General features: G+C 46.8%; 24 protein-coding genes. 19 read left to right on the top strand and 5 right to left on the bottom strand.

The window, feature by feature from the left end; all coding sequences use genetic code 11:
• The first annotated feature begins 66 nt into the window (after positions 1 to 66).
• Genes AAV35_RS08305 through AAV35_RS08290 form a run of 4 tightly spaced genes read left to right on the top strand, consistent with a single transcriptional unit; the run spans position 67 to position 4,490 of the window.
• Positions 67 to 1,236, top strand: coding sequence for a hypothetical protein (locus AAV35_RS08305; protein ID WP_008589451.1), 1,170 nt, complete (start codon positions 67 to 69; stop codon positions 1,234 to 1,236).
• A gap of 30 nt (positions 1,237 to 1,266) precedes the next feature.
• Complete coding sequence (locus AAV35_RS08300) at positions 1,267 to 2,508, top strand: metal-dependent hydrolase family protein (protein WP_008589454.1); 1,242 nt, start codon at positions 1,267 to 1,269, stop codon at positions 2,506 to 2,508.
• Between the two features lie 15 nt (positions 2,509 to 2,523).
• Positions 2,524 to 3,810, top strand: coding sequence for a M20 family metallo-hydrolase (locus AAV35_RS08295; protein ID WP_008589455.1), 1,287 nt, complete (start codon positions 2,524 to 2,526; stop codon positions 3,808 to 3,810).
• Positions 3,807 to 4,490, top strand: a complete 684-nt coding sequence (locus tag AAV35_RS08290) for a Gfo/Idh/MocA family protein (protein WP_008589457.1) — start codon at positions 3,807 to 3,809, stop codon at positions 4,488 to 4,490. Before AAV35_RS08295 ends, AAV35_RS08290 begins: the two co-directional genes overlap by 4 nt.
• A 7-nt stretch (positions 4,491 to 4,497) precedes the next feature.
• Here AAV35_RS08290 and AAV35_RS08285 read toward each other — a convergent pair whose 3' ends face one another.
• Positions 4,498 to 5,370 (bottom strand): DMT family transporter, encoded by an 873-nt coding sequence (locus tag AAV35_RS08285; RefSeq protein ID WP_008589459.1) that lies wholly within the window; start codon positions 5,368 to 5,370, stop codon positions 4,498 to 4,500.
• Positions 5,371 to 5,654: 284 nt separating this feature from the next.
• Between AAV35_RS08285 and AAV35_RS08280 the strand changes: the two genes are divergently transcribed.
• The 4 genes from AAV35_RS08280 (at position 5,655) to AAV35_RS08265 (ending at position 9,287) form a co-directional block, all read left to right on the top strand.
• Entirely contained in the window at positions 5,655 to 6,215 is a 561-nt protein-coding gene (locus tag AAV35_RS08280; protein WP_008589461.1) for an RNA polymerase sigma factor, read from the top strand.
• On the top strand, positions 6,212 to 6,976 hold the full coding sequence (locus tag AAV35_RS08275; protein WP_008589463.1) for an anti-sigma factor: 765 nt from the start codon (positions 6,212 to 6,214) through the stop codon (positions 6,974 to 6,976). The genes AAV35_RS08280 and AAV35_RS08275 overlap by 4 nt, the downstream gene beginning before the upstream one ends.
• A 63-nt stretch (positions 6,977 to 7,039) precedes the next feature.
• Complete coding sequence (locus tag AAV35_RS08270) at positions 7,040 to 7,828, top strand: ABC transporter ATP-binding protein (protein ID WP_008589464.1); 789 nt, start codon at positions 7,040 to 7,042, stop codon at positions 7,826 to 7,828.
• 115 nt (positions 7,829 to 7,943) lie between these two features.
• Positions 7,944 to 9,287 carry an LPXTG cell wall anchor domain-containing protein gene (locus tag AAV35_RS08265; RefSeq protein ID WP_008589466.1) on the top strand — a complete coding sequence of 448 codons (1,344 nt, stop codon included), beginning with the start codon at positions 7,944 to 7,946 and terminating at the stop codon, positions 9,285 to 9,287.
• 97 nt (positions 9,288 to 9,384) lie between these two features.
• Here the strand turns inward: AAV35_RS08265 and AAV35_RS08260 are convergent, their stop codons facing one another.
• A complete protein-coding gene (locus AAV35_RS08260) occupies positions 9,385 to 10,893 on the bottom strand; it encodes a succinyl-CoA:acetate CoA-transferase ScpC (RefSeq protein WP_008589468.1) in 1,509 nt (502 codons plus the stop codon).
• A 129-nt stretch (positions 10,894 to 11,022) separates the two neighbouring features.
• Entirely contained in the window at positions 11,023 to 11,664 is a 642-nt protein-coding gene (locus tag AAV35_RS08255; protein ID WP_040609287.1) for a LytTR family DNA-binding domain-containing protein, read from the bottom strand.
• Positions 11,665 to 11,819: 155 nt separating this feature from the next.
• Here AAV35_RS08255 and AAV35_RS08250 point away from each other — a divergent pair, with 155 nt between their 5' ends.
• A complete protein-coding gene (locus AAV35_RS08250) occupies positions 11,820 to 12,596 on the top strand; it encodes an SDR family NAD(P)-dependent oxidoreductase (RefSeq protein ID WP_008589471.1) in 777 nt (258 codons plus the stop codon).
• 87 nt (positions 12,597 to 12,683) lie between these two features.
• Here AAV35_RS08250 and AAV35_RS08245 read toward each other — a convergent pair whose 3' ends face one another.
• A complete protein-coding gene (locus tag AAV35_RS08245) occupies positions 12,684 to 13,310 on the bottom strand; it encodes a class F sortase (RefSeq protein WP_008589473.1) in 627 nt (208 codons plus the stop codon).
• A gap of 159 nt (positions 13,311 to 13,469) precedes the next feature.
• Between AAV35_RS08245 and AAV35_RS08240 the strand changes: the two genes are divergently transcribed.
• From AAV35_RS08240 to AAV35_RS08225, 4 genes are all read left to right on the top strand, one after another.
• On the top strand, positions 13,470 to 13,916 hold the full coding sequence (locus tag AAV35_RS08240; protein ID WP_008589475.1) for a LytTR family DNA-binding domain-containing protein: 447 nt from the start codon (positions 13,470 to 13,472) through the stop codon (positions 13,914 to 13,916).
• Between the two features lie 5 nt (positions 13,917 to 13,921).
• Positions 13,922 to 14,329 carry a DUF3021 domain-containing protein gene (locus AAV35_RS08235; RefSeq protein WP_008589478.1) on the top strand — a complete coding sequence of 136 codons (408 nt, stop codon included), beginning with the start codon at positions 13,922 to 13,924 and terminating at the stop codon, positions 14,327 to 14,329.
• A 127-nt stretch (positions 14,330 to 14,456) separates the two neighbouring features.
• Positions 14,457 to 15,347, top strand: a complete 891-nt coding sequence (locus AAV35_RS08230) for a hypothetical protein (RefSeq protein WP_008589480.1) — start codon at positions 14,457 to 14,459, stop codon at positions 15,345 to 15,347.
• Positions 15,348 to 15,458: 111 nt separating this feature from the next.
• Positions 15,459 to 16,586 (top strand): toxic anion resistance protein, encoded by a 1,128-nt coding sequence (locus AAV35_RS08225; protein ID WP_008589482.1) that lies wholly within the window; start codon positions 15,459 to 15,461, stop codon positions 16,584 to 16,586.
• Between the two features lie 75 nt (positions 16,587 to 16,661).
• On the opposite strand, the gene AAV35_RS08220 is transcribed toward AAV35_RS08225, so the two are convergent.
• Positions 16,662 to 17,240, bottom strand: a complete 579-nt coding sequence (locus AAV35_RS08220; RefSeq protein ID WP_008589484.1) for a DNA-3-methyladenine glycosylase — start codon at positions 17,238 to 17,240, stop codon at positions 16,662 to 16,664.
• A gap of 132 nt (positions 17,241 to 17,372) precedes the next feature.
• Between AAV35_RS08220 and AAV35_RS08215 the strand changes: the two genes are divergently transcribed.
• From AAV35_RS08215 to AAV35_RS08195, 6 genes are read left to right on the top strand one after another with little or no spacing between them, the layout of a single operon-like run.
• On the top strand, positions 17,373 to 17,819 hold the full coding sequence (locus AAV35_RS08215; protein WP_008589485.1) for a GNAT family N-acetyltransferase: 447 nt from the start codon (positions 17,373 to 17,375) through the stop codon (positions 17,817 to 17,819).
• 19 nt (positions 17,820 to 17,838) lie between these two features.
• The gene (locus AAV35_RS14365; protein ID WP_156330867.1) at positions 17,839 to 18,009 is read left to right on the top strand and encodes a hypothetical protein; all 171 of its coding nucleotides are present in this window, start codon (positions 17,839 to 17,841) and stop codon (positions 18,007 to 18,009) included.
• Positions 18,002 to 18,352 carry a YidH family protein gene (locus AAV35_RS08210; RefSeq protein ID WP_008589487.1) on the top strand — a complete coding sequence of 117 codons (351 nt, stop codon included), beginning with the start codon at positions 18,002 to 18,004 and terminating at the stop codon, positions 18,350 to 18,352. The genes AAV35_RS14365 and AAV35_RS08210 overlap by 8 nt, the downstream gene beginning before the upstream one ends.
• Before the next feature lie 14 nt (positions 18,353 to 18,366).
• A complete protein-coding gene (locus AAV35_RS08205; RefSeq protein WP_008589489.1) occupies positions 18,367 to 18,843 on the top strand; it encodes a GNAT family N-acetyltransferase in 477 nt (158 codons plus the stop codon).
• A complete protein-coding gene (locus AAV35_RS08200) occupies positions 18,831 to 19,259 on the top strand; it encodes a GNAT family N-acetyltransferase (RefSeq protein ID WP_008589491.1) in 429 nt (142 codons plus the stop codon). Before AAV35_RS08205 ends, AAV35_RS08200 begins: the two co-directional genes overlap by 13 nt.
• A gap of 17 nt (positions 19,260 to 19,276) precedes the next feature.
• The gene (locus tag AAV35_RS08195) at positions 19,277 to 20,323 is read left to right on the top strand and encodes an NAD(P)H-dependent flavin oxidoreductase (protein WP_008589493.1); all 1,047 of its coding nucleotides are present in this window, start codon (positions 19,277 to 19,279) and stop codon (positions 20,321 to 20,323) included.
• Positions 20,324 to 20,400: the final 77 nt, after the last annotated feature.

Raw genomic sequence — 20,400 nt, 5'->3', positions numbered from 1 at the left:
TACCTATATTTTTTATTATTTGAAATTATCTTATAATTTTGACAATAACTAAAAAGAGGTGAATATATGGAAGCTATCTATATTATGGGGATACTGACGGCCATCATTGCCCTCGGTGAAATTTTGTCCATTACTTCAAAAGCGAAAATACCTACTTTGCTCGTAGTTATAGGTACAGTATTCATACTTCTTCAGACAGGAGTATTACCGGAGTCATATATTGAGGCGTCCACCTTTGTAGCTGCCGGAAGTGTACTCGTACCGGTGCTGATTGTGCATTTAGGGACACTTATTCCCCTTTCTGTGCTGAAAAAACAGTACAAAGCCGTACTTATTACACTTATTGGTCTTGTTATTTCGGTAGTTACCATGCTAACGCTTATTACGTTGATCTTCGATTACAATACAGCGGTAGCGGGAGCGGGCCCGCTCACAGGTGGAATCATAGCATACATTGTTACCGCTGAAGGACTGACGGAGGCCGGGTTCACTACACTGGCGGCTATTCCTGTAGTGGTTTTCGCTCTTCAGAACCTTGTCGGCATGCCTTTGACTTCAATTCTGCTGAGTAAATACGCTGTAACTATTCGCGATGATCCGTCTCAAAACGGTGCGGAAGAAAGTGGAGAGTCTTCCGATCCGATGGTTAGTACTAAAACGAAAAAACTGGTTTTTCCTGACCGGATCATGCAAAGTGACTTTTTTATTCTATTTTTGCTGTTTATCGGAGGAGCGGCTGCAACGTGGCTCGGAGATGCAACCGGGATCAACTACAGCTTATGGTCACTTGCAATCGGGGTTACCGGTTCAGCACTGCGATTCTATCCGGACCGGGCTTTAGATAAAGCCAACAGTACCGGTCTTGCGATGGTAGCTTTAATTGTCGTCGTCATCAGTTCGCTCGTGGGAATTACGTGGGACCAGGTAGTCTCTTCCTTACTGGCCGTAATCGTAACTATAATTATCGGAACGGCGGGGTTGATGCTCGGCGGACTTATTGGAGGAAAAATATTCAACTGGAAACCGACCAAGTCCATTCCGGTAGTATTGACAGCACTTTATGGGTTTCCGGGAGATTATCTTATCGTCGAAGAGGTAAGCAGAAGTGTCGGAAGAAACGAAGAAGAACGGAAGCGGATCATGGATGAACTCGTGGCGCCCATGCTGATCGGGGGATTCACTTCCGTTACGGTAGGTTCGATAGTCGTTGCCAGTATTTTAGTAGGAACTTTATAACTTTTTTAATAAAAGAAGGAGGAAAGGAATATGAGTATTACGGTGATAAAAAACGGTGTGTTAATCGACGGAAAGGGTAAAGAACCGCAAAAAGGAATGTCGGTAGTTATAGAAGGAAATAAAATTAAACAGGTGACCGCTTTAAATGATCTGGTAATGCCGGAGGATGCTGATATTATTGATGCAGAAGGGAAGTACATTCTTCCCGGTTTTATAGATACTCACGTTCATATGGCTATGGAAATGGGCGGCCTGGAAGAAACCATTTTAACTCCATTCTCCTATCGTTTCTACAAAAGTATCCATTACATGAGAAGAACACTGAACGCTGGTATCACTTCAGTGAGAGATGCCGGTTTTTCCGATCTGGGAATGAAGAAAGCGGTGGAAGACGGTCTTGCAGCCGGCCCCCGTATGCAGCTGAGTATTAATCCTCTTACCATTACCGGGGGCCATGGGGATAATTGGAATCGTTCAGGGGTTGATACTACTCTGCAGACATACACCGGCATGCCGGATGCCATATGCGATGGAGTGGAAGAAGTAAGAAAGACTGTCAGGAAAATGCTGAGGGCCGGGGCTGAAGTGATAAAAGTACATGCCACCGGCGGGGTATCAAGCCCGACGGATCATCCTGAATACACTCAGTTTTCTCAGGAAGAGCTGGAAGTGATGGTGGAGGAAGCGGCTTATCGCAAAGGCATCAGAGTAATGGCCCACGCCCAGGGGGCCGAAGGAATCAAGAACGCTGTTCGTGCAGGAATACATTCGATTGAACACGGTATTTATATCGATGATGAAGCGATTGAACTGATGCGTGAAAACGATACATTTCTTGTGCCGACACTTCTTGCCCCGGTATCTGTGCTTGAATCGGCAGAAGGTGAAAATTCCATGGCTTCCTATGCTATCGAGAAATCGAAAGAAGTGATTGAAGTTCATAAAGAAAGCATCGCAAAAGCCCACCGGGCGGGAGTGAAAATTGCGATGGGGACAGATGCAGGAGTTTTCGCGCACGGCACTAACCTGAGGGAACTCGGCTTGTTGTGCGATGCGGGCATGACACCTATGGAAGTGCTGACAGCCACAACGAAGACTGCCGCCGAATGCCTCGGGTGGGAAAAGGAAGTAGGTACGATTGAAGAAGGTAAACTGGCGGACGTTATTATGACGGATGTTGATCCTCTGGCTGAAATCCGTGAACTGGAAGAAAGTGAGAGGATCGTAATGGTCATGAAAGACGGAAAGATTCAAAAGAACCTGATCCGATAGAAAGGAAGTGGACATATGCAAGAGAACGAATTATATTCGAATCTGATGAATGATTATAATTCCGAATTTGATCGAAATGGAGTGAGCGGTCAAAGGGTAGCTACCCGTCTTCATAAACTTTCTGAAATAGGAAGAACCGGGGACGGAGGAAGTTTCCGTCTCGGTTTTTCGGGAGAAGAGCAGGAAGCAAAAAAACTTTTGAAAAGCTGGATGAGGGAAGCGGGGCTCACGGTGTCCGAAGATGAAGCGGGGAATGTGTTCGGCAGAATGAGAGGCAGAAATGAGCCATCTTCCGTTTTGATGAGCGGGTCTCATCTCGACAGTGTGCCGAATGGAGGGCATTTCGACGGACCTGTCGGAGTAATCTCTTCACTTGAGATAGTCGAAGCATGGAACGCGAGCGGTTTTCTCCCTGATTTCGATTATGAAGTGGTCGTTTTTTCCGATGAAGAAGGCTCCCGATTTCAAAGCGGTTTAACAGGAAGCAGAGCGATGACGGGGAAAGTCGATATGGACATCCAAAAAGGTTTGAAAGACAGTGAGGGTGCTGCTTTTTCGGAAGTTATCCATGAGGTCGGTTTATCTGCTTCGACGTTTGCCGAAGCTGCAAACCATAACAAAAATATAAAAGAATATGTGGAAATACATATTGAACAGGGCAAAGTACTCGAAAAAGAAAACCTTCCCGTAGGGATCGTTTCTGGGATTGCAGGACCGTGCTGGCTCAGCGTTACATTTACCGGACACGCCGGACACGCCGGTAATACCCCTATGCCGGATAGAAGAGATCCCCTCGTAGCTGCAGGGGCTTTTGTAAGCTCCGTGCCGGATATGCCGGGAGAGGTCAGTGAATCCGCTGTAGCTACAGTAGGGAAACTGGAGGTCCGTCCGAATGGAGCGAACGTTATCCCCGGGACAGTGGAACTGATTGTGGATATACGTGATATTCGTAAAGAAGACAGAAATGTGCTCACGGATCGTATAATAGAAGAAGCTGAAACGCTGGCCAAAAAACATGATGTGGACGTGGAGTATCAACAGAATTTCGAAGTATCTCCCGTCCCCGTCCCTGCAGAAACGAAGGAATTTTTACGCAGCGCTGTGAATGATGAAGGTATAAGAGCGGTGGAAATACCGAGCGGTGCCGGGCACGATGCACTGGTGATCGGTCACCGGTACCCGGTAGCTATGCTCTTCATAAGAAACAAAGACGGTATCAGCCATACTCCGGAAGAATGGGCAGGGCTGAATGACATCGTCCAGGGAATTCACGTGTTGAAGACGTACCTCGAAAAAAAATGAACAGAATATATACACAGCCTGGAGAGATTGGGAACATACCTCTTCAGGACGTGCCGCTGTTCGTCGCTTATTACAGAAGGTCTCTGCCACGATTTCTGAAAGTGAAAGAGCTGATTGAAAAGGGGAGAATCGGGGACATACGTTTCTTAACGATCCAGCACACGAAGAAACCTGTACAGAAACAGGAAGACGGCACATGGCCATGGAGGGTCCTTCCGGAGGAGAGCGGGGGAGGTCTGTTGTACGATGTAGGATCCCATACCCTTGATTTGTTCGACTTTTTGTTAGGGCCCCTGATTGAAATAAAGGGAGCTGCCGATAATCTTGCCGGCACCCATCCGGCGGAAGATACTGTGAGCGCAAGCTGGAAATTCGAAAACGGGGCAGTCGGCAATGGAGTATGGAATTTCTCTTCCTACAGAAACGGGGATACCAACCGTATCGTAGGCTCGAGAGGAGAGATAACATTTTCGACTTTCGGCGATGAGTCTGTGAAGCTCATGACCGAATCCGGGGAAGAGTCTTTTTATATTGAGCACCCGACCCACATCCAGTATTATCATATCCAGTCCATCGTTAATGAACTGCTTGGTAAAGGAAGCTGCCCGAGCACGGGAAAGAGCGCAATCCGCACAAACGAGCTGATGGGGAAAATGGTAAAGAATTATTACTTTTCCTGAAAGCCTTCTAACTGCCCGATTGTTTTACACTGAGGATGGTGATAGTGAACAGAATGACGGCCATGCCGGCAAGCTGAATAATGGTGAGGGTGTCTCCCAGTAACAGAACTCCAAACAGGGAAGCTGTTACGGGTTCTGCCATGGCTACCATGGAAGCGGTGGAGGGGGCAGTCCCACGCATCCCGATAACGTAAATGATGAAAGATATACCCGCACCGACAAGACCGAGCAGAATAAACCATCCGGCATCTCCCGAAGTTACAGCATACGTTACTTCGGTCATGTCATTAAAAGGAAGAAGGATTAAACAGAAGGTGAGAAAAGCGACACTCAGAATCGTTTTCGGATCGCCGATTGCTGTCGCTTTTTTAAAACCGAAAATAAACAGTGCGTAAGATACACCTGCCGCCAGTCCGGCTGTAATACCGAAGACACCACCCGAAAGGTTGTCGGTGTTATAGGCACCCGTAAGCAGAACGATACCGAGAAGGACGCCGATAATACATCCCCATTTGAACCAGGTCGAGTCCTCTATTCTCAGTAAGAAGGAAGCGAGCAGAACAAATACCGGAGCCGTATACATAAGCGTTGCTGCGACAGCGATACTGGAAGCTTCAATAGCGAAAAAGTAAAAGGTGAAGTTCCCTGCTACTCCTGCTCCTGCAAGTACAGAAAATAATATAATAGGGGGAGTGAATACCGGCTTCTCTTTTTTGCCGGCCAGCCACCACCCCGCGAATAATATCAATCCTACTCCTCCGCGATAAAAAGAAATGACGAGAGGGCTCCAGCCTTTACCCATAAGTATATCCCCTATTCCACCAGAAATCCCCCAGAATACAGCTGCAAGCACTACTAGAACTATTCCTCTCATCTTCATTACGTCCCTCCTGATCGTTACCCTTTTTTTCCAAAAATATATCTGTAACCATTTCCTTCATGAGACATAACGTAAACCTATAATTCATAAATCGTTCGTAAAAGGGGAGGGCGTCCACTGGTGTGGACCACCAATGGGGATTGGCTTTCACTATCGGCAGTATAGACGAAACTTTTAAAATTCAAAGATCCAAAGCGGATTTTCATACGTATACTTAGTGAGAAACATTGTAATCCAGTATTCTATTTTCTATAATAGGTTTACTACAATTAAAGGAGAATCAGATGAGTAAACCGGATGAAGAACTCTACCGGCGTCTGCTGCATAAAGATAAAGATGCCCTCGAGCAGTTATATGATAAATATGAGAAACTAGTCTTTTCTTTTAGTTACAAGATGACGAACAATCACGGATTGTCGGAAGAAGTCGTCCAGGATGTATTCATGAAATTATGGACTCAAAAAGGTACGTATGATGAATCGAAGGGAAAATTTTCGAGCTGGCTGCTCACGATTGTGAGGAATGCAGCGATTGATCTGATGAGGAAGAAGAAGGACACCCCTTATGAACTCGATGAAAGAGATGCGCTTCAGACTAATGAACCTTCGATCGAGGAGATGTATGAGTCGAAAGAAGAAGCGACGGCCGTGCGCCAGTCGATGAAAGTATTGAAAGAAGACCAACAGAAGGTAATCCGGCTGTTTTATTTTGATGCAAAATCCCACAGAGAGATAGCAGAACAGCTGGACGTGCCCCTGGGAACAGTAAAGGGACGAATACGAATGGCGTTGAAACATTTACAGACTGAAATGACGGAAAGAGGAAGGGGGGGAGATACGACATGAGTGATAAACAATGTGATAACCTGATAGATTATTTTAACGGACAGTTGTCCGAGCAAGAAGAAGCTCAATTTGAAAATCACTTGGCAAGCTGTGAGTCGTGCCGGGAGGAACTGGCTGAATTGCGTGAGCTGACCGAGTCTCTCCCTTATCTTTCCGAACCGGTTGAACCGGATAGCGGTATGAAAAACCGCGTACTCTCTTCCGTTTTTGAAGATGAGGAAAAAGAAGAGGGTTATGACAGTGTAATTCCTATTGAAGAGAAGAAGGAAAAGGAAAAACCCGCGCTCTCCCGAACAAGGAAAAGAAACTGGGCGGTCTGGGGGCTTGCGGCCGCACTAGCTGCTTCACTTGTTGGAAATGCGGCATTCCTGAACCAGTGGTCCGGCACTTCCACCACTCAACCGGAGGAGGAAGTTGTGATCGATAACCTCAGGCAGGAGCTTACTCTTCAGAACCCTGAAGGAGGAGAAGCCAAAGGTCAGGCTTCCATGGTCGCAAATGACGGAGAGTCGCAGCTCGTGATCCAGGCAGAACAGCTCGCTCCTCTGTCGGGTAATGAGGCTTATCAGGTCTGGCTTCTTGAGGAAGGGGATCCGGTAAGGGCCGGAACATTTGTAACGAACGAACAAGGTTCCGGAGCAGTGACCTATCCTATGGATGAGCTTAAAGACGGTAACTGGGATACCCTTGCCATCACTAAAGAACCGGGGCCTGACAGTGAAACACCTCAGGGGGAAATTGTGCTGGCCGCAGAGATATAAAATATACGAAAGTCGTCCTCTATACAGGGGGCGGCTTTTTACAAATAAAAGGAGAGTTTTAGAATGATCATCGACATGCAGGACATCTCTTTAAAGAGAGAGGGTCGCTTTATATTAAATAACATCACCTGGCAAGTAGAGAACGGAGAGCACTGGGCAATCCTTGGACTGAACGGTTCAGGAAAGACTTTTCTTTTGAATCTGATCAATGCCTATACATTTCCATCCTCCGGTACGATAAAAGTTCTTGGTCTTGAATTCGGAAAGACGTATCTGGCAGAAAAGCTGCGAAAACAGATAGGTTTTGTCTCCGCTTCGGTACAGAACCGTCTGCATAAAGGGGACAATGCCTTTGAGGTCGTATTGAGTGGAGCTTTTGCTTCCATAGGGCTGTATGATACTCCTACGGATGAAATAAGAGAAAGAGCGATCGGTCTACTGAGGGAACTTGACTGCTACGATTATGCAAACCGTTTGTACGACACTCTTTCTTCCGGAGAAAAACAGCGGGTGCTTATTGCGAGAGCCCTGATGGCAGAGCCGGAGCTCCTTATTCTGGATGAACCGACGAACGGGCTTGATTTTCTTGCAAAGGAACAGATGCTTGAGTCGGTGGAACGGATAGCTGAAAAAGAAAAGGGACCGACCATCCTTTTTGTAACTCACCATGTAGATGAGATTCTTCCTGTTTTCGAACATACTCTCCTGTTGAAGGAAGGGGAGATATATGAGGCCGGGGAGACGAGCCGTCTGCTCGATTCGGATATGATGACATCTTTTTTCGGTGTACCCGTCGAAATATCGGAAAAAAATCATCGGCCGTTCCTGAAAAAGAGAGAATCCCTTCCGTAGAGGGATTCTGTATGAAACTTTCAAAAAAAGTTCACTTTTTTCGAAAAATAATGATCCACTTCTATATCCGCTCCGTATGCTTGGTGTAATTAATTAAAAAAGGAGAGGATCATTAATGAACTGGAAAAAAGGACTTGTAACTATCCCACTTGCTGCCACTATCGCTGTACCGAGTTTAGGATTGAACGTTTATGCGGAGGATCATATGCCGACCCCTTCCGTGGATACAGAAGCTGTAGAATTGCGTTCGTCTCTTGACCACCTGTTAAGTGAACACGTATACCTTGCAGTGGAAACGATGAGAAAAGGAGCGGAAGGAGCTTCCGATTTTGATCAGGCTGCAGGAGCTTTGAGCAAGAACACGGATGATCTGTCCAAAGCCATCGGTTCTGTATACGGGGAAGAAGCCGGCAAACAGTTTAATGACATGTGGTCCGAGCACATCGGCTACTTTGTGGATTACGTGAAGGCTACTGATGCAGGGGACGAAGAGGCGAAACAGGAAGCACTCGATAACCTCGGGGAATACAAAGAAGAATTCTCCCAGTTCCTTGAAGATGCTACTGGTGAGCGACTGGAAGCAGGAGCTCTCGCGGAAGGACTTCAAGTGCACGTCAATCAGCTGATCGGAGCTTTTGATGCTTTCGTCGCTGGCGACTATGAAGCGGCCTACGAGTACGAACGGGAAGCTATGAGTCATATGTACATGGTAAGTAAAGGCCTGTCTGACGCTATGTCCAACCAATTCCCTGAGAAATTCAATGATACATCCGCAGTTACACCTGCAGCAGATCTTCGTTCTGACTTGAGCTACCTGTTAAGTGAGCACGCCGGACTTGCAGTAACAGCTATGCAGAATGGCATCGACGGAAGTGAAGACTTCGAAGCATCTGCAGAAGCACTGAGCAATAACACAGAAGAACTTTCTGATACTATCGGGTCTGTATACGGAGAAGAAGCAGGAGAACAGTTCCAGCAAATGTGGTCTGACCACATCGGTAACTTCGTTTCTTATGTAGAAGCGACAGGTGCAGAAGATGAAGCAGCAAAAGAGAAAGCACTATCCGCCCTTGAAGATTACCGTGCTGACTTCTCTTCCTTTATTGAAACCGCTACGGAAGGAAAAGTAAGTGCAGACGTTATGTCAGAAGGACTTCAGACACACGTGAATCAATTGATTGGAGCTTTTGACAGCTATACGATGGAAGACTATGATAAAGCTTACTCGGATATCCGTGATGCTTACGCTCATATGTTCACTCCAGGAAAAGCTCTCTCAGGAGCAATTTCTGCACAGTTCCCTGAGAAATTCAGTCAGGAAATGCCTTCTGAAATGCCGGAAACCGGATTGTCTCCACAGGACACCGGCATGAACAGTACAATGTGGCTTGCTATTGCCGGAATGTTTGCGCTGATCACAGCACTTACATTGCATTTCAGAAAACAGAACCAGCAGTAAAATGGAAAAACCATCCGATATTAACTAAAACCCCGGGTGAAGGAAGCTTTGAACTTAAGCTTTCTTCCCCGGGGTTTTAAATTCGTTATATCCGATTTCAGGATTTGACCAATTTCTTCATCGAGCCGTTTGTTTCGAACTCCCTGTGCCAGGCGAGTGCTTCTTCCAGCATGTGAGGAGTCTGGCCGCCCCGCTCCAGAGCCGCTTCAAAGTAATCGTGAAGCTGTTCCCGGTAACTCGGATGTGCACAACGCTCAATGATCAGCCCGGCACGTTCCCGGGGCGCTAGTCCCCGCAGATCTGCATATCCCTGATCCGTCACGATAACATCTACATCGTGTTCGGTATGATCGACGTGTGGAACGAACGGAACGATACTTGAGATGTCACCGTCCTTGGCTATTGATTTAGTAACGAAAATACCCAGTCTCGAATTTCGGGCAAAGTCGCCCGATCCTCCGATTCCGTTCATCATTTTAGTACCGCCTACGTGAGTGGAGTTCACGTTTCCGTATATGTCCATTTCCACGGCTGTATTAATGGAGATAAGACCGAGCCGGCGGATGATTTCCGGGTGGTTCGAGATTTCCTGTGGTCTCAGTACCACGCGGTCACGATAGTCTTCAATGTTTGAGAATACCTGTTTCATTTTATCTTCGGACAACGTAACTGAGCATCCTGATGCAAAGTCCACTTTTCCGGCATCAAGAAGGTCTATCACTGAATCCTGAAGCACTTCCGAATAGACTTGCAAATGTTCGAAATCAGAATCCAGCAGGCCGTGGAATACAGCATTTGCTACTGAACCGATACCCGATTGCAAAGGTACAAGATTTTCGGGCAGTTTTCCTAATCTGACTTCCTCTTTGAGAAAATCGATCAGGTGACCGGCTATGTCACGCGTTTCCGCATCCGGCGGTGTGACTGTAGAAGGGGAATCCAGCTGATTCGTAAAGATGATTCCCTTGATTTTTGCAGGGTCCACCTGAATACCTTCCGTCCCTATCCTTTCTTCCGGGCTGACGAGAGGAATAGGTTCACGCTGTCCCTGGGGAGCAGGAGCATAGAGATCGTGGACACCCTCGAGGGCCTCGGGCTGGGCTTCGTTGATTTCCACAATAATGTGTTCTGCATGCATGGCGAAGGCCAGAGAATTCCCGACGGAAGTCGTCGGAATGATAGTTCCATCTTCTTTGATAGAAACCGCTTCCAAAATAGCGTAATCCACTTCAGGTAAAACCCCTTGACGCAACATTTCGGAAGTATGGGAAAGATGCTGGTCCACGAAGTGAAACGACCCCTCATTTATCCCCTGACGCATTCTGGGATCGGCCTGGAAGGGAAGGCGCTTATTGATAATATCAGCTTCCGCGAACATTCTGTCTATATCCGATCCGAGTGATGCTCCTGTAAATACATTTACTTTGAATGGATCTGTCTCAGCTCTCTTAACCAGTGCGTCTGGTATCGCTTTCAAATCTCCGGCTTTTGTAAATCCGCTTAATCCAAGCGTCATACCGTCCCCGATCCAGGAAGCTGCAGTTTCGGCTGTAACAATGCGTTCTTTCAAGTCTTCATTTAAAATTCGGCTATTTTCTATACCCATATAGTTCCACCTCTTTTTATAAGACTGTTGTGAATATTTTATCTTATAAAAAGGGAAGAACTGGAGATTTCCGACGGAATGGTCATTTTTCTTTACGAGTAAGAATATCAGATGATGAGAAAGAGTAAATCAGAACCCGAGTAGCTTTCTCAAATAACCGGAATGCGTCTGACTGACCGGGATCATGGAATCATCACTCATTTTAAGCAGGAACGTGGAATGAGTGTCCGGATAGATTTCCTGAATGTGATTGACGTTTACAATGAAAGAGCGATGACAACGGATAAAGGAACTTCCCGGCAGAAAGAAGTCGAATTCGTTCAAAGAGTATTTGTGCACCCCCGTGTGCGCTTCACCTACGACGAACGTCTTTTTCGCTTTCGCCTCTATGTACAGGACCTGATCGAACTTCAACGGGATCCACCTGTCATTCTCTTTAACGGTGACCACGGACAGGGCACTGGTCAGGGTAGGGAAAATGGCGGTTACACACCCGGCGAGTTCTCCTTCTATTTCGTAGGGAACTGCCATGCCGTAATAAGGCACGCCGAAAACATCCCGGTCTATATATTCCGAGACTTTCTGCTTCATGCTCAGAGCTTTATAGGTAATTGTTCCTCTGGTAACCGGGTCTCCGGCACTTATCTTTAAATCAATCCGTTTACTGGGACGATAATAGACGTAATTCTCCGTATCCGACAAAGCGAGAGAAGTCTCTTCAGAGAACAGGTCTCCGATGACATCTACTAAAGTATGGACGTTGACATTGATTTCTGATCATCCTTTTCCTTATATTTTTCTTATATTGTAACATTGAAGAATATAATAATTCCCGGTGCAGGCTGGAATTTTTATGTTAAAAGAGCAAGGAAAAGGGAACAGGTCGGTAAATGGTGAACGAGTCAGTCACAGACAGGAGGAGTACGATGAAAATTCTGCTTACGGGAGCTACGGATGGAATCGGCTTGGCAGCGGCACGCATGCTGGCGGGAGAGGGTCACACTCTTCTGCTGCACGGGCGTAATGAAGAAAAACTGAAAATGGTGGAAGAGGAACTGGGGAAAGAGAACAGTGAAACTTACGTGGCCGACCTCTCTGTACTTAAAGAGGTAAAGGAATTCGCCGAAGAGGTTACGGATCATCACGATCGTCTCGATGTGCTCATTAATAATGCCGGAATATACAAAACGCCTGTGAAAACTACGGAAGACGGCCTGGATATCCGTTTTGCGGTCAATACGGTCGCTCCTTACTTACTCACAAGGCGTCTTCTTCCTCTTATGGACGGGTCAGGGCGTATCATCAACCTGTCCTCCGCGGCACAGCAGCCTGTCGACCTCGACAAGATGATGAGGCGAAAAGAAATCGGGGACGACGCTGCCTATGGTCAGAGTAAGCTGGCACTTACGATGTGGACGTTCGGAATGGCAAAAAAGAGTGAACCGGTGATAGTGGCTGTTAACCCGATGTCTTTACTCGGTAGCAAAATGGTGAAAGAGGCATTCGGAACAGATGGGCACGACATCAGTATCGGAGCCCGGATTTTATATCAGGCTGCTGTATCCGATTCGTTTCGGGAAGCTTCCGGGAAGTATTACGATAACGATAAGGGTAATTTCGGAAATCCTCATCCGGATGCGGAGAACGATGAAAAAGTGCAGTCCCTGCTCCATACGCTGGATAACATAACTGCACAAGTATAAATCTTGAAAGGCAGATAACGCTTTTTCTTCGTGTATCGTTTTATTTTTGTCGCATCGCTATTTCCCGGTAAAGAAGAAGTCAAAAGGTTAATCAGAGCTTTCACTTTTCAATTGTGTATATACTACGAGTCTGTCTTCTCTTCGGGTAGTATCTCCGACATAATCTCCGTAGCAGGTAACCAGGTTAAGAGCACTGCGGTGGGTATAACCGAATATTTCTTCCATTGGAGCATCCTTGAACCCGTACACTTCTTTACCTGTCACTTCGAAAGTCAACGTCTTCCCATCTTTGTTCTGAACGGAAACCTCATCGCCTTCTTTAAGTTTGTGCAGGTTATAAAAAACTGCCGGATTCACGGTGTCGTCAACGTGTCCCGCCATGACGGAGTTACCCGCAGCCCCGGGCTTCGTTCCCGGTTCGAACCAGGCGACATTCTCCGACCCGTCCGGTACGCCCATGCGCCCTTTCTCATCGACTCCCGCTTGTTCGACTTCCGCTTCGACATCAATTGCCGGTATGGATAGTTTGGCCGGGGTCACGGCTTCTCTTTCATCTTTAATAATCGGTTCGTCATAGTTACCGGTACTCTCCGCTTGTGCTTTCACTTCCGTATTGTTTGTTTCCTGACTTTCTTCACTTTCCTTTACTTCGTCATTTGTATTCATACAGCCGCTCAATAATACAAAAATCAGAATGAGAAAATATTTAGGCATGAGTTTGCCTCCTTTACATAGCTTACGGAATAAGTTGCACGTTGGATCATTATTTCTGCACGTCGCCTTTATTTATCGTCCGGTTGGAAACATCCGGTACGGATTACCGGCCGCTTCTATTATAATAGAAACAGATAGCGAGGAAGGGAGGCCCAGGGTATGAAAATCAACGTGGAAATCGATGAGGCGCTGGAACGATTGGAAGTTCTGATCCGGGCGAAAGAATGGAATGAGGAAGTGAGTCTGCTTATGGAGCGGTTACAAGAGAGAAGACGCTCTTACTTCAGTGGGGTGAATGACGATACACGTCACATATTCAAACCTGAAGAAATCCTGTACCTCTATACAGAAAATAAGACGGTGGTGGCCCGTACCGAAGACGGGAGGTATCGAATGAAAGAGCGACTGTACGAGCTTGAAAAAGAACTGGATCCGGAACATTTCGTAAGACTTTCGAAATCAGCGATAGCAAATCTCGATGCTCTGCAAAAATTTGAAGCTTCTTTCAATGGTACCCTGTGCGTTTATTTTAAAAACGGGGAGAAGGAGTACGTATCCCGGAAATACGTGTCCGAAATCAGGAATAAACTCGAAGGGAAAGGATGAAGAAAATGGGAAAGAAATTGATTTTCCAAAGCTTTGTCGGTATCTGTTTTGGAGCACTTATCGCTGTATTGATGTATACCGGATTCTACGCAACAGGGGCAGAATCCTTTGACGCCGCGCTATTTATCAAAAATTCGGCGGCATCTATTTTCTGCGGCTGGTTTTTCAGTGTAGGAGCCCTGATTTTTACATTTGAACATTGGACACTCAGAAAACGGACGATTGTACACTTCTTTATCGTCACTTCTCTCTATTTTATTCTTGGCATCGGTATCGGCTGGTTCCCCCTTACTTTCGCAGGGCTGCTGTTCGGGGTTCTGCTTTTTCTGATCGTATACGTTTTAATCTGGACTGGCTGCTATCTGTATTTCTATTTCCAGGCGAAAAAACTGAATGATTCCCTTAACGCGTAAAGATCGGCCGGGAGCCGGTCTTATTTTTTTCAGGTAACGTCTTCAGCATATTCTATACCAGGTATTTGTGGTATTCTTTTACTATAGCACCCGTTAGGAAGGGTGAATAAGAAGGGGATGATGAACGATGGAAGACCTCTACTCTTCTACACTCGGAACACTTGAACGAACGTTCATGCCGTACGGTTCCGAATACCAGCATTATATTGATTTCCAGACTTTCAGAGATATGAAGCAGGTCGCTAAAGGGAAAAGACCTGTGTATATTGACCTTGATATTGAAGAAATAGCTGAAATGAAAACGAGATACATCGTCGATCTGTCCTGGAAAGGAGTCTACATGACAGTAACGGTTCCACTGTCTTCCATGTTCCAGGCGACCGTTGAGATGTACGGTAAACCGCCGAGGCTGCTTATTGCCAGGCTGGAGAGAATAAACGGCCGGGAGGAAGATTCCCTGGTCCCTACCTCGTTGAAGGAAGAGTTCACGCGCAAAAAAGGACTCGGGGAAACGCTCGGGGATTTTGCGACAAAACTTTTTTTGTTCCTTGACTCTTATCTGGAACACAACGTGACCGGGGTACGTGAAGAAAGCCCTCCTGATAATCAGGTGAGCGAACAGGCGGCTGAGATATTCGAAGGATGGGTGTTTCCTTTCGCTGAAAGTGATCCGGAGCTGCAGGCGGGCTGGAGAAGCTTAAAAAAACGCACGCAGAAGCAGTTCGAACGGATCGATAAACTCGATATAGAGGATCAGCATGCGCTGGAAACGATGGTCCTTAAAGATGTTCCTGCTTTTTTGGATTCTTTTTCCAGTCTGTCGCCTGAAAATAAACAGAAGAAAAAAGAGGAACTGAAGGAGACGATGGAGGACTTACGAAAGTTCATCGAAAGGCTGGAAGCGAAGGAAGAAGAGACGTATACAAAGGATTTTGCAAGAAGTAAAGGTATCATCACCACGAAATATAAAGACTCCTGGCAGGAAGAGTCTTCATCCGGAGACGAAGATCCGCATTGAAAATCGAAACCCTTCCCCTCGTCGCTGCGTATTACAGATAGACGTCCGCTTCTGCCGTACAAGTCAACCAGGCATACGGTTTTATCGATACCTTATAAGGAGAGATGCGACATGAGTAAGGAGTTTGAAAATAAAAGTATAGAAGCAGAAATGGATGAGCAGGATCTGAAGGAAGCGAAGACGTTGATTAAACAGGAAGATATGGAACGTTTGAACCGGGAAGCCGAATCCTACGCCGGTCAGTTTGACACGGCCGAAGACGGCTCGGTTTCGGAGGTGTTGAAGGAACTCGGTGATCTCGGTGAGAAAGAACAGCGGGTGGCCGGAGAAACGATGGATTCTCTCAAAAGACCGGTGAACGATCTCATGAATAAAAGTAACAATGATATACCGCGGACTCTGAATGAATTGAAGAACGTAGTTTCCGATCTGGATCCGAAACAGACGGAAGGGAATGCAGTGACCAGACTTTTTTACAAAATGAGCAACAAAAAACCGATTGAACGCTACATGAAGAAATACGAAACCGTGGACGGACGTATTGAAACGATCGTCCGCAGTTTACTTGCCGGCAAGGACCAGCTGGAAGAGGACAGTGTGGAGCTCGGCTTAATTAAGGAAAGTGCCCGGGAGCGTATATACGAGCTGGAAAAGCAGATCTATCTCGGAAAGAAACTGTTCCAGCTTCTGAAAGAAAAAGAAGGAACCGGAGAACACGACGATGCACTGATTGAAGAGGGGAAAGAGAAAATCATCACCCGGACCAGAAATATGACGCAGATGAAAAGCGTACTCATTCAAAGTATTTCCTCGGTTGATATCATTAAAAGAAACAATGAAAAACTGAAAGAATCTATTCGGAATGCGGTAACGCTCACTAAAAATATTATTACCGTCTCCGCTACGATTCAGCTGGCGCTGAATAACCAGAAAGAAGTAATCGATACGGTTAATGGTGTGAATAAAGCGACGGAAGAGATGCTGTTATCCAACTCCAGGAATTTACGGGATAACACGAAAGAAGCGACTTCCATGATGGAAAATCCTGCCATCAGCATTGAAGCGCTTCAGGAATCTTTCGATAATGTGTTTGAAGCTCTGGAGACGACCGAACAGTCGTCGGAGCGAATCATCGCTTCCAGTGAACAGTTTATTGAAGAAATGGACCAGCTGAACGCCAACGTTCGAAAAAAGCTGGCAGGATCCGGGGAAGCCGGGCAAAGAACGCTTCGTGACTGAAGCGTTCTTTTTATGTGCCATTCCTCATAGTGCGACAGGGAGGAGGGGAACGAAACTGCAATTCCCGGCAGATCTTCATCTGGACACAAACCTGTTGCCGGTAACCCAGAAACGCCAGGGGAAGTCTCTGGCTTCCTCTGAATTATCGATACCGATGCGGGGACCGGTGGAAATGTGTTCAGGCGTGAAACCCTTAGCAATGTACAACGGGGGTTCCCCGTAAGGATGCCCGTAGTCGTTTTTCACGATACCGAGCGCTTTCGTAAGTTTGCCGGGGCCGCTCGTAAGTTCCTTTTCCTTTTTATCCCCGCGTCTTTTGTACATAAGATCTATCCCCCGGACAGGTTCCACGGCACGGATGAGAATCGCTTCCGGTTCTCCCACTTCTCCCGCCACCACGTTTACGAGACAGTGGGTGTGCATTACGTAAGTGTAGGCATGTCCGGCTTCTCCGAACATCACTTCCGTACGTTTGGTACGTTTATAGTTGTAGCTGTGGGCCGCCTTGTCCACAGCTCCGATATAGACTTCGGTCTCTACGATGTAGCCGGAAGCTGTTCCTTCTTCCGTCTCTTTGATCAGCTCACAGCCGAGCAGGTCCTCCGCAAGGGTGAGGGCCGGCTGTCGAAAAAATGAAGCAGGCAATAGTTCCATGTTAATTCACCTCGAAAGTAATAATACCACACCTGAACAGACTGAAACGTAAGGAGAGCTCATCACCTGAACCCGGGTATGATAGAATATTGAAATACAGTTTCTGCATGGAAGGGAAAGGGGTGGAAATCAGTGATTATTAAACCTTGCAACAGAGTCGAGGTTCCTATGGAACTCCTGCTGGAAGCGGATCCGATGAAAGATCATGTCATCGACTACATAAACCGGGGAGACGTGTTTGTCGCAGAGGAAGCCGGGGAAGTCATCGGTGTTATGGTTCTCCTCCCGACCCGGCCGGGTACACTGGAAGTGGTGAATATAGCTGTTTCAGGTTCTTACCGGGGCAAAGGAGTAGGATCCCGGCTTTTACAGTTTGCTGCTGAGGCTGCTGAAGGGTATGAGAATATGGAAACTGGAACGGGGAACTCAAGCATCGGCCAGCTTTTGTTTTATCAGCGCAACGGATTTCGTATTGATCACGTAGATAAAGACTTTTTCATAAAACAGTACGAGGATGATATATGGGAAAACGGCATACAGTGCCGTGATATGATACGATTGGTGAAGACGATTGAATGAAGATTGAAAGAGGGATACCATGCTGAAAATATTCGATTATGTAATACTGCCGCTTATTATTGTCGGCATAGCCGTGCTGGTCTTTGATTTGCCTTTCGTCCCTGCAGTAATTGGTGCTTACATCGGGATATGTATTGCGATTGTTCTGAGAAGAAGACGGGAGAACAAGGAAGGCCGGACGAATGGATAAACAGAAGTTGATCCAGCAGCATCTGGCGAATGAACGTACATACCTGGCCTGGATCCGTACGGCGATTGCCCTGATCGGTATCGGATTTCTGGCCACGACTCTGCACATAAATGCAGGTCCCGGGGAAGGGGAAACGGAAGAGACACTTGTGCTGACCGTCAGTATCGGTGCTCTCGCACTTGGGATATTGACTATCGTCGGCTCTACTGTCAATTACTATACCATCCGGAAGAATATCAATGAGAGCCGTTTCCGTTCCTCCAGCTGGCTCATCGGGTTCATGACGAGTATAGCCGTACTGCTGGTGCTTCTCGTAGGCGTATATATTTTCGCTGTCAATTAAGGGGAGGAGTAAAAATGGAATTTACTTCTATCAACGTGAAAAAGGAAAGAGACACGGTACTCCGGTTCAGGAGAGAAGTTTTTCAGGAAAGTTTTGGCAGTTCGGATTCTATGAACGAAGAAGATTATCTGGACTGGTTACAGAAGAAGGCGGAAGAATTTCCCGACGGTATGAAACTTGTGAAGAAAAAAGGGGAGCCGATCGGCCAACTGGAACTGTCGGTCCGGGAGTTCAGGGGGCGGATCATCGGTTACGTTCACCTGTTTTACCTTGAGAAAGAATGGCGGGACCTCGGCTTTGGCTTAAATTTGTATAATTACGCCATGAAATTTTTTCGTGGAAAAGATATCACTGAATTTCACCTGCGTGTCGCTCCTGAGAACAGGAGAGCGATAGCTTTTTATAAAAAATTAGGGATGAAAGAGGCAGGAGAAGAATTGAATGGGAAAGTAATAAGAATGACCGGGAGTGTTAATACATGGAACTTGTAGAACTGACGACGAAACAGGATATTACCAAGGCTTTCGCTGTAGTAAATGAATTACGTGCGAACCTCGATCTGAACAAGTATTCGGAACTTGTGACGGAAGCGATGGAACGGGATAATTACCATATGTTCGGTATGATGGAGGAAGAGGAAATCGTTGCAGTCGCAGGATTCAAACCGGCTGTAAGCCTTTACTATGGACGACTCGTATGGATTGAAGACCTTGTAGTTACAAATGAAAAACGGAATTACGGGTACGGGGAAATGATGCTTCACTTCGTTGAGCAATGGGCCGCGCAGAATAAATATGATCACGTAGCTCTATCTTCAGGAATGGCTCAGTCGCATGCCCACAAGTTTTATGAAGAAAAGATGGACTATGAGAAGACCGGGTATGTTTTTCTGAAAAAGAATGTATGACAGGGGAGGTTCAAAATATGAAAGGTGAAAGAATCGTTGAACTGCTGGAGACGGATTACCCGATTATACAGGCAGGAATGGCCGGAGGAGTGACGACACCCGAGCTGGTGGCTGCTGTCTCTGAAGCCGGCGGGTTCGGTACGATAGGAGCCGGCTATATGGAGGCGGAAGCGATGAAGGATTCAATCCGGGAAGTGAAAAAACATACGGAAAAACCTTTTGGCGTTAATTTGTTTGTCCCTGGCCATCCTTCTTCAAGCCTCGAAGAAGAAGAGAAAGCTATGCGTGCCCTTCATCCTTTCAGAGAAGAACTTGGGATGGAGGCGGCCGTGAACCCTGATATTCCGTCTGTTTTCGGTGAACAGATAGAAGGGATTCTGGCAGAAAAGGTACCTGTAGTCAGCTTCACTTTCGGTATTCCGCCGGAAGAGGTGATCCGTTCCCTGAAGCAGTCCGGGATAAAAGTGATCGGCACTGCCACGACGGTAGAAGAAGCGGTGCTCAACGAAGAAGCGGGGATGGATGCAATCGTCGCCCAGGGAGCAGAAGCCGGTGGCCACCGTGGGACGTTCCACGCTTCATTCGAAAAAGGGATGATCGGCCTGATGTCGCTTATTCCGCAGATCACAGATCATGTATCCATTCCGGTTATAGCGGCCGGAGGTATCATGGATAAAAGGGGGATAGCCGCGTCGTTTGCTCTCGGGGCGGAAGGTGTGCAACTTGGCACGGCTTTCGTGACGAGTAAGGAAAGTGGTGCCAAACGCGTACACAAAGGTGCTATTCTTGAAGCGACAGAAGCTGACACTGTCGTGACCGATGTGTTCAGCGGGAAGCCGGCCCGCGGGATTGAGAACCGGTTCATCCGCGAAATGGACGGCCGGACGATTCTTGAATATCCCCTTCAGAACGCGTTGACAAAACCGATCCGTAAGGAAGCCGGACGGCTGCAGAAGACGGAGTTTATGTCTCTATGGTCGGGGCAGAGTCCGAGACTCTCCGAGGATAGTGCTGCAGCTGACATTATCCGGAAGTTGTCAGAGTACTGGAAAGAGAGCTTATAGAAGAGAACATTGAAAGCAGCTGCAGGGGACCCGCCTCTGCAGCTGTTTTTAATATATAGACTCCTCGGGAACCTTCA

Source organism: Salimicrobium jeotgali (assembly GCF_001685435.2).
Lineage (GTDB): Bacteria > Bacillota > Bacilli > Bacillales > Halobacillaceae > Salimicrobium > Salimicrobium album.
The sequence above is the reverse complement of the archived record's forward strand: the minus strand, read 5'-3'. Positions and strand labels throughout refer to the sequence as shown.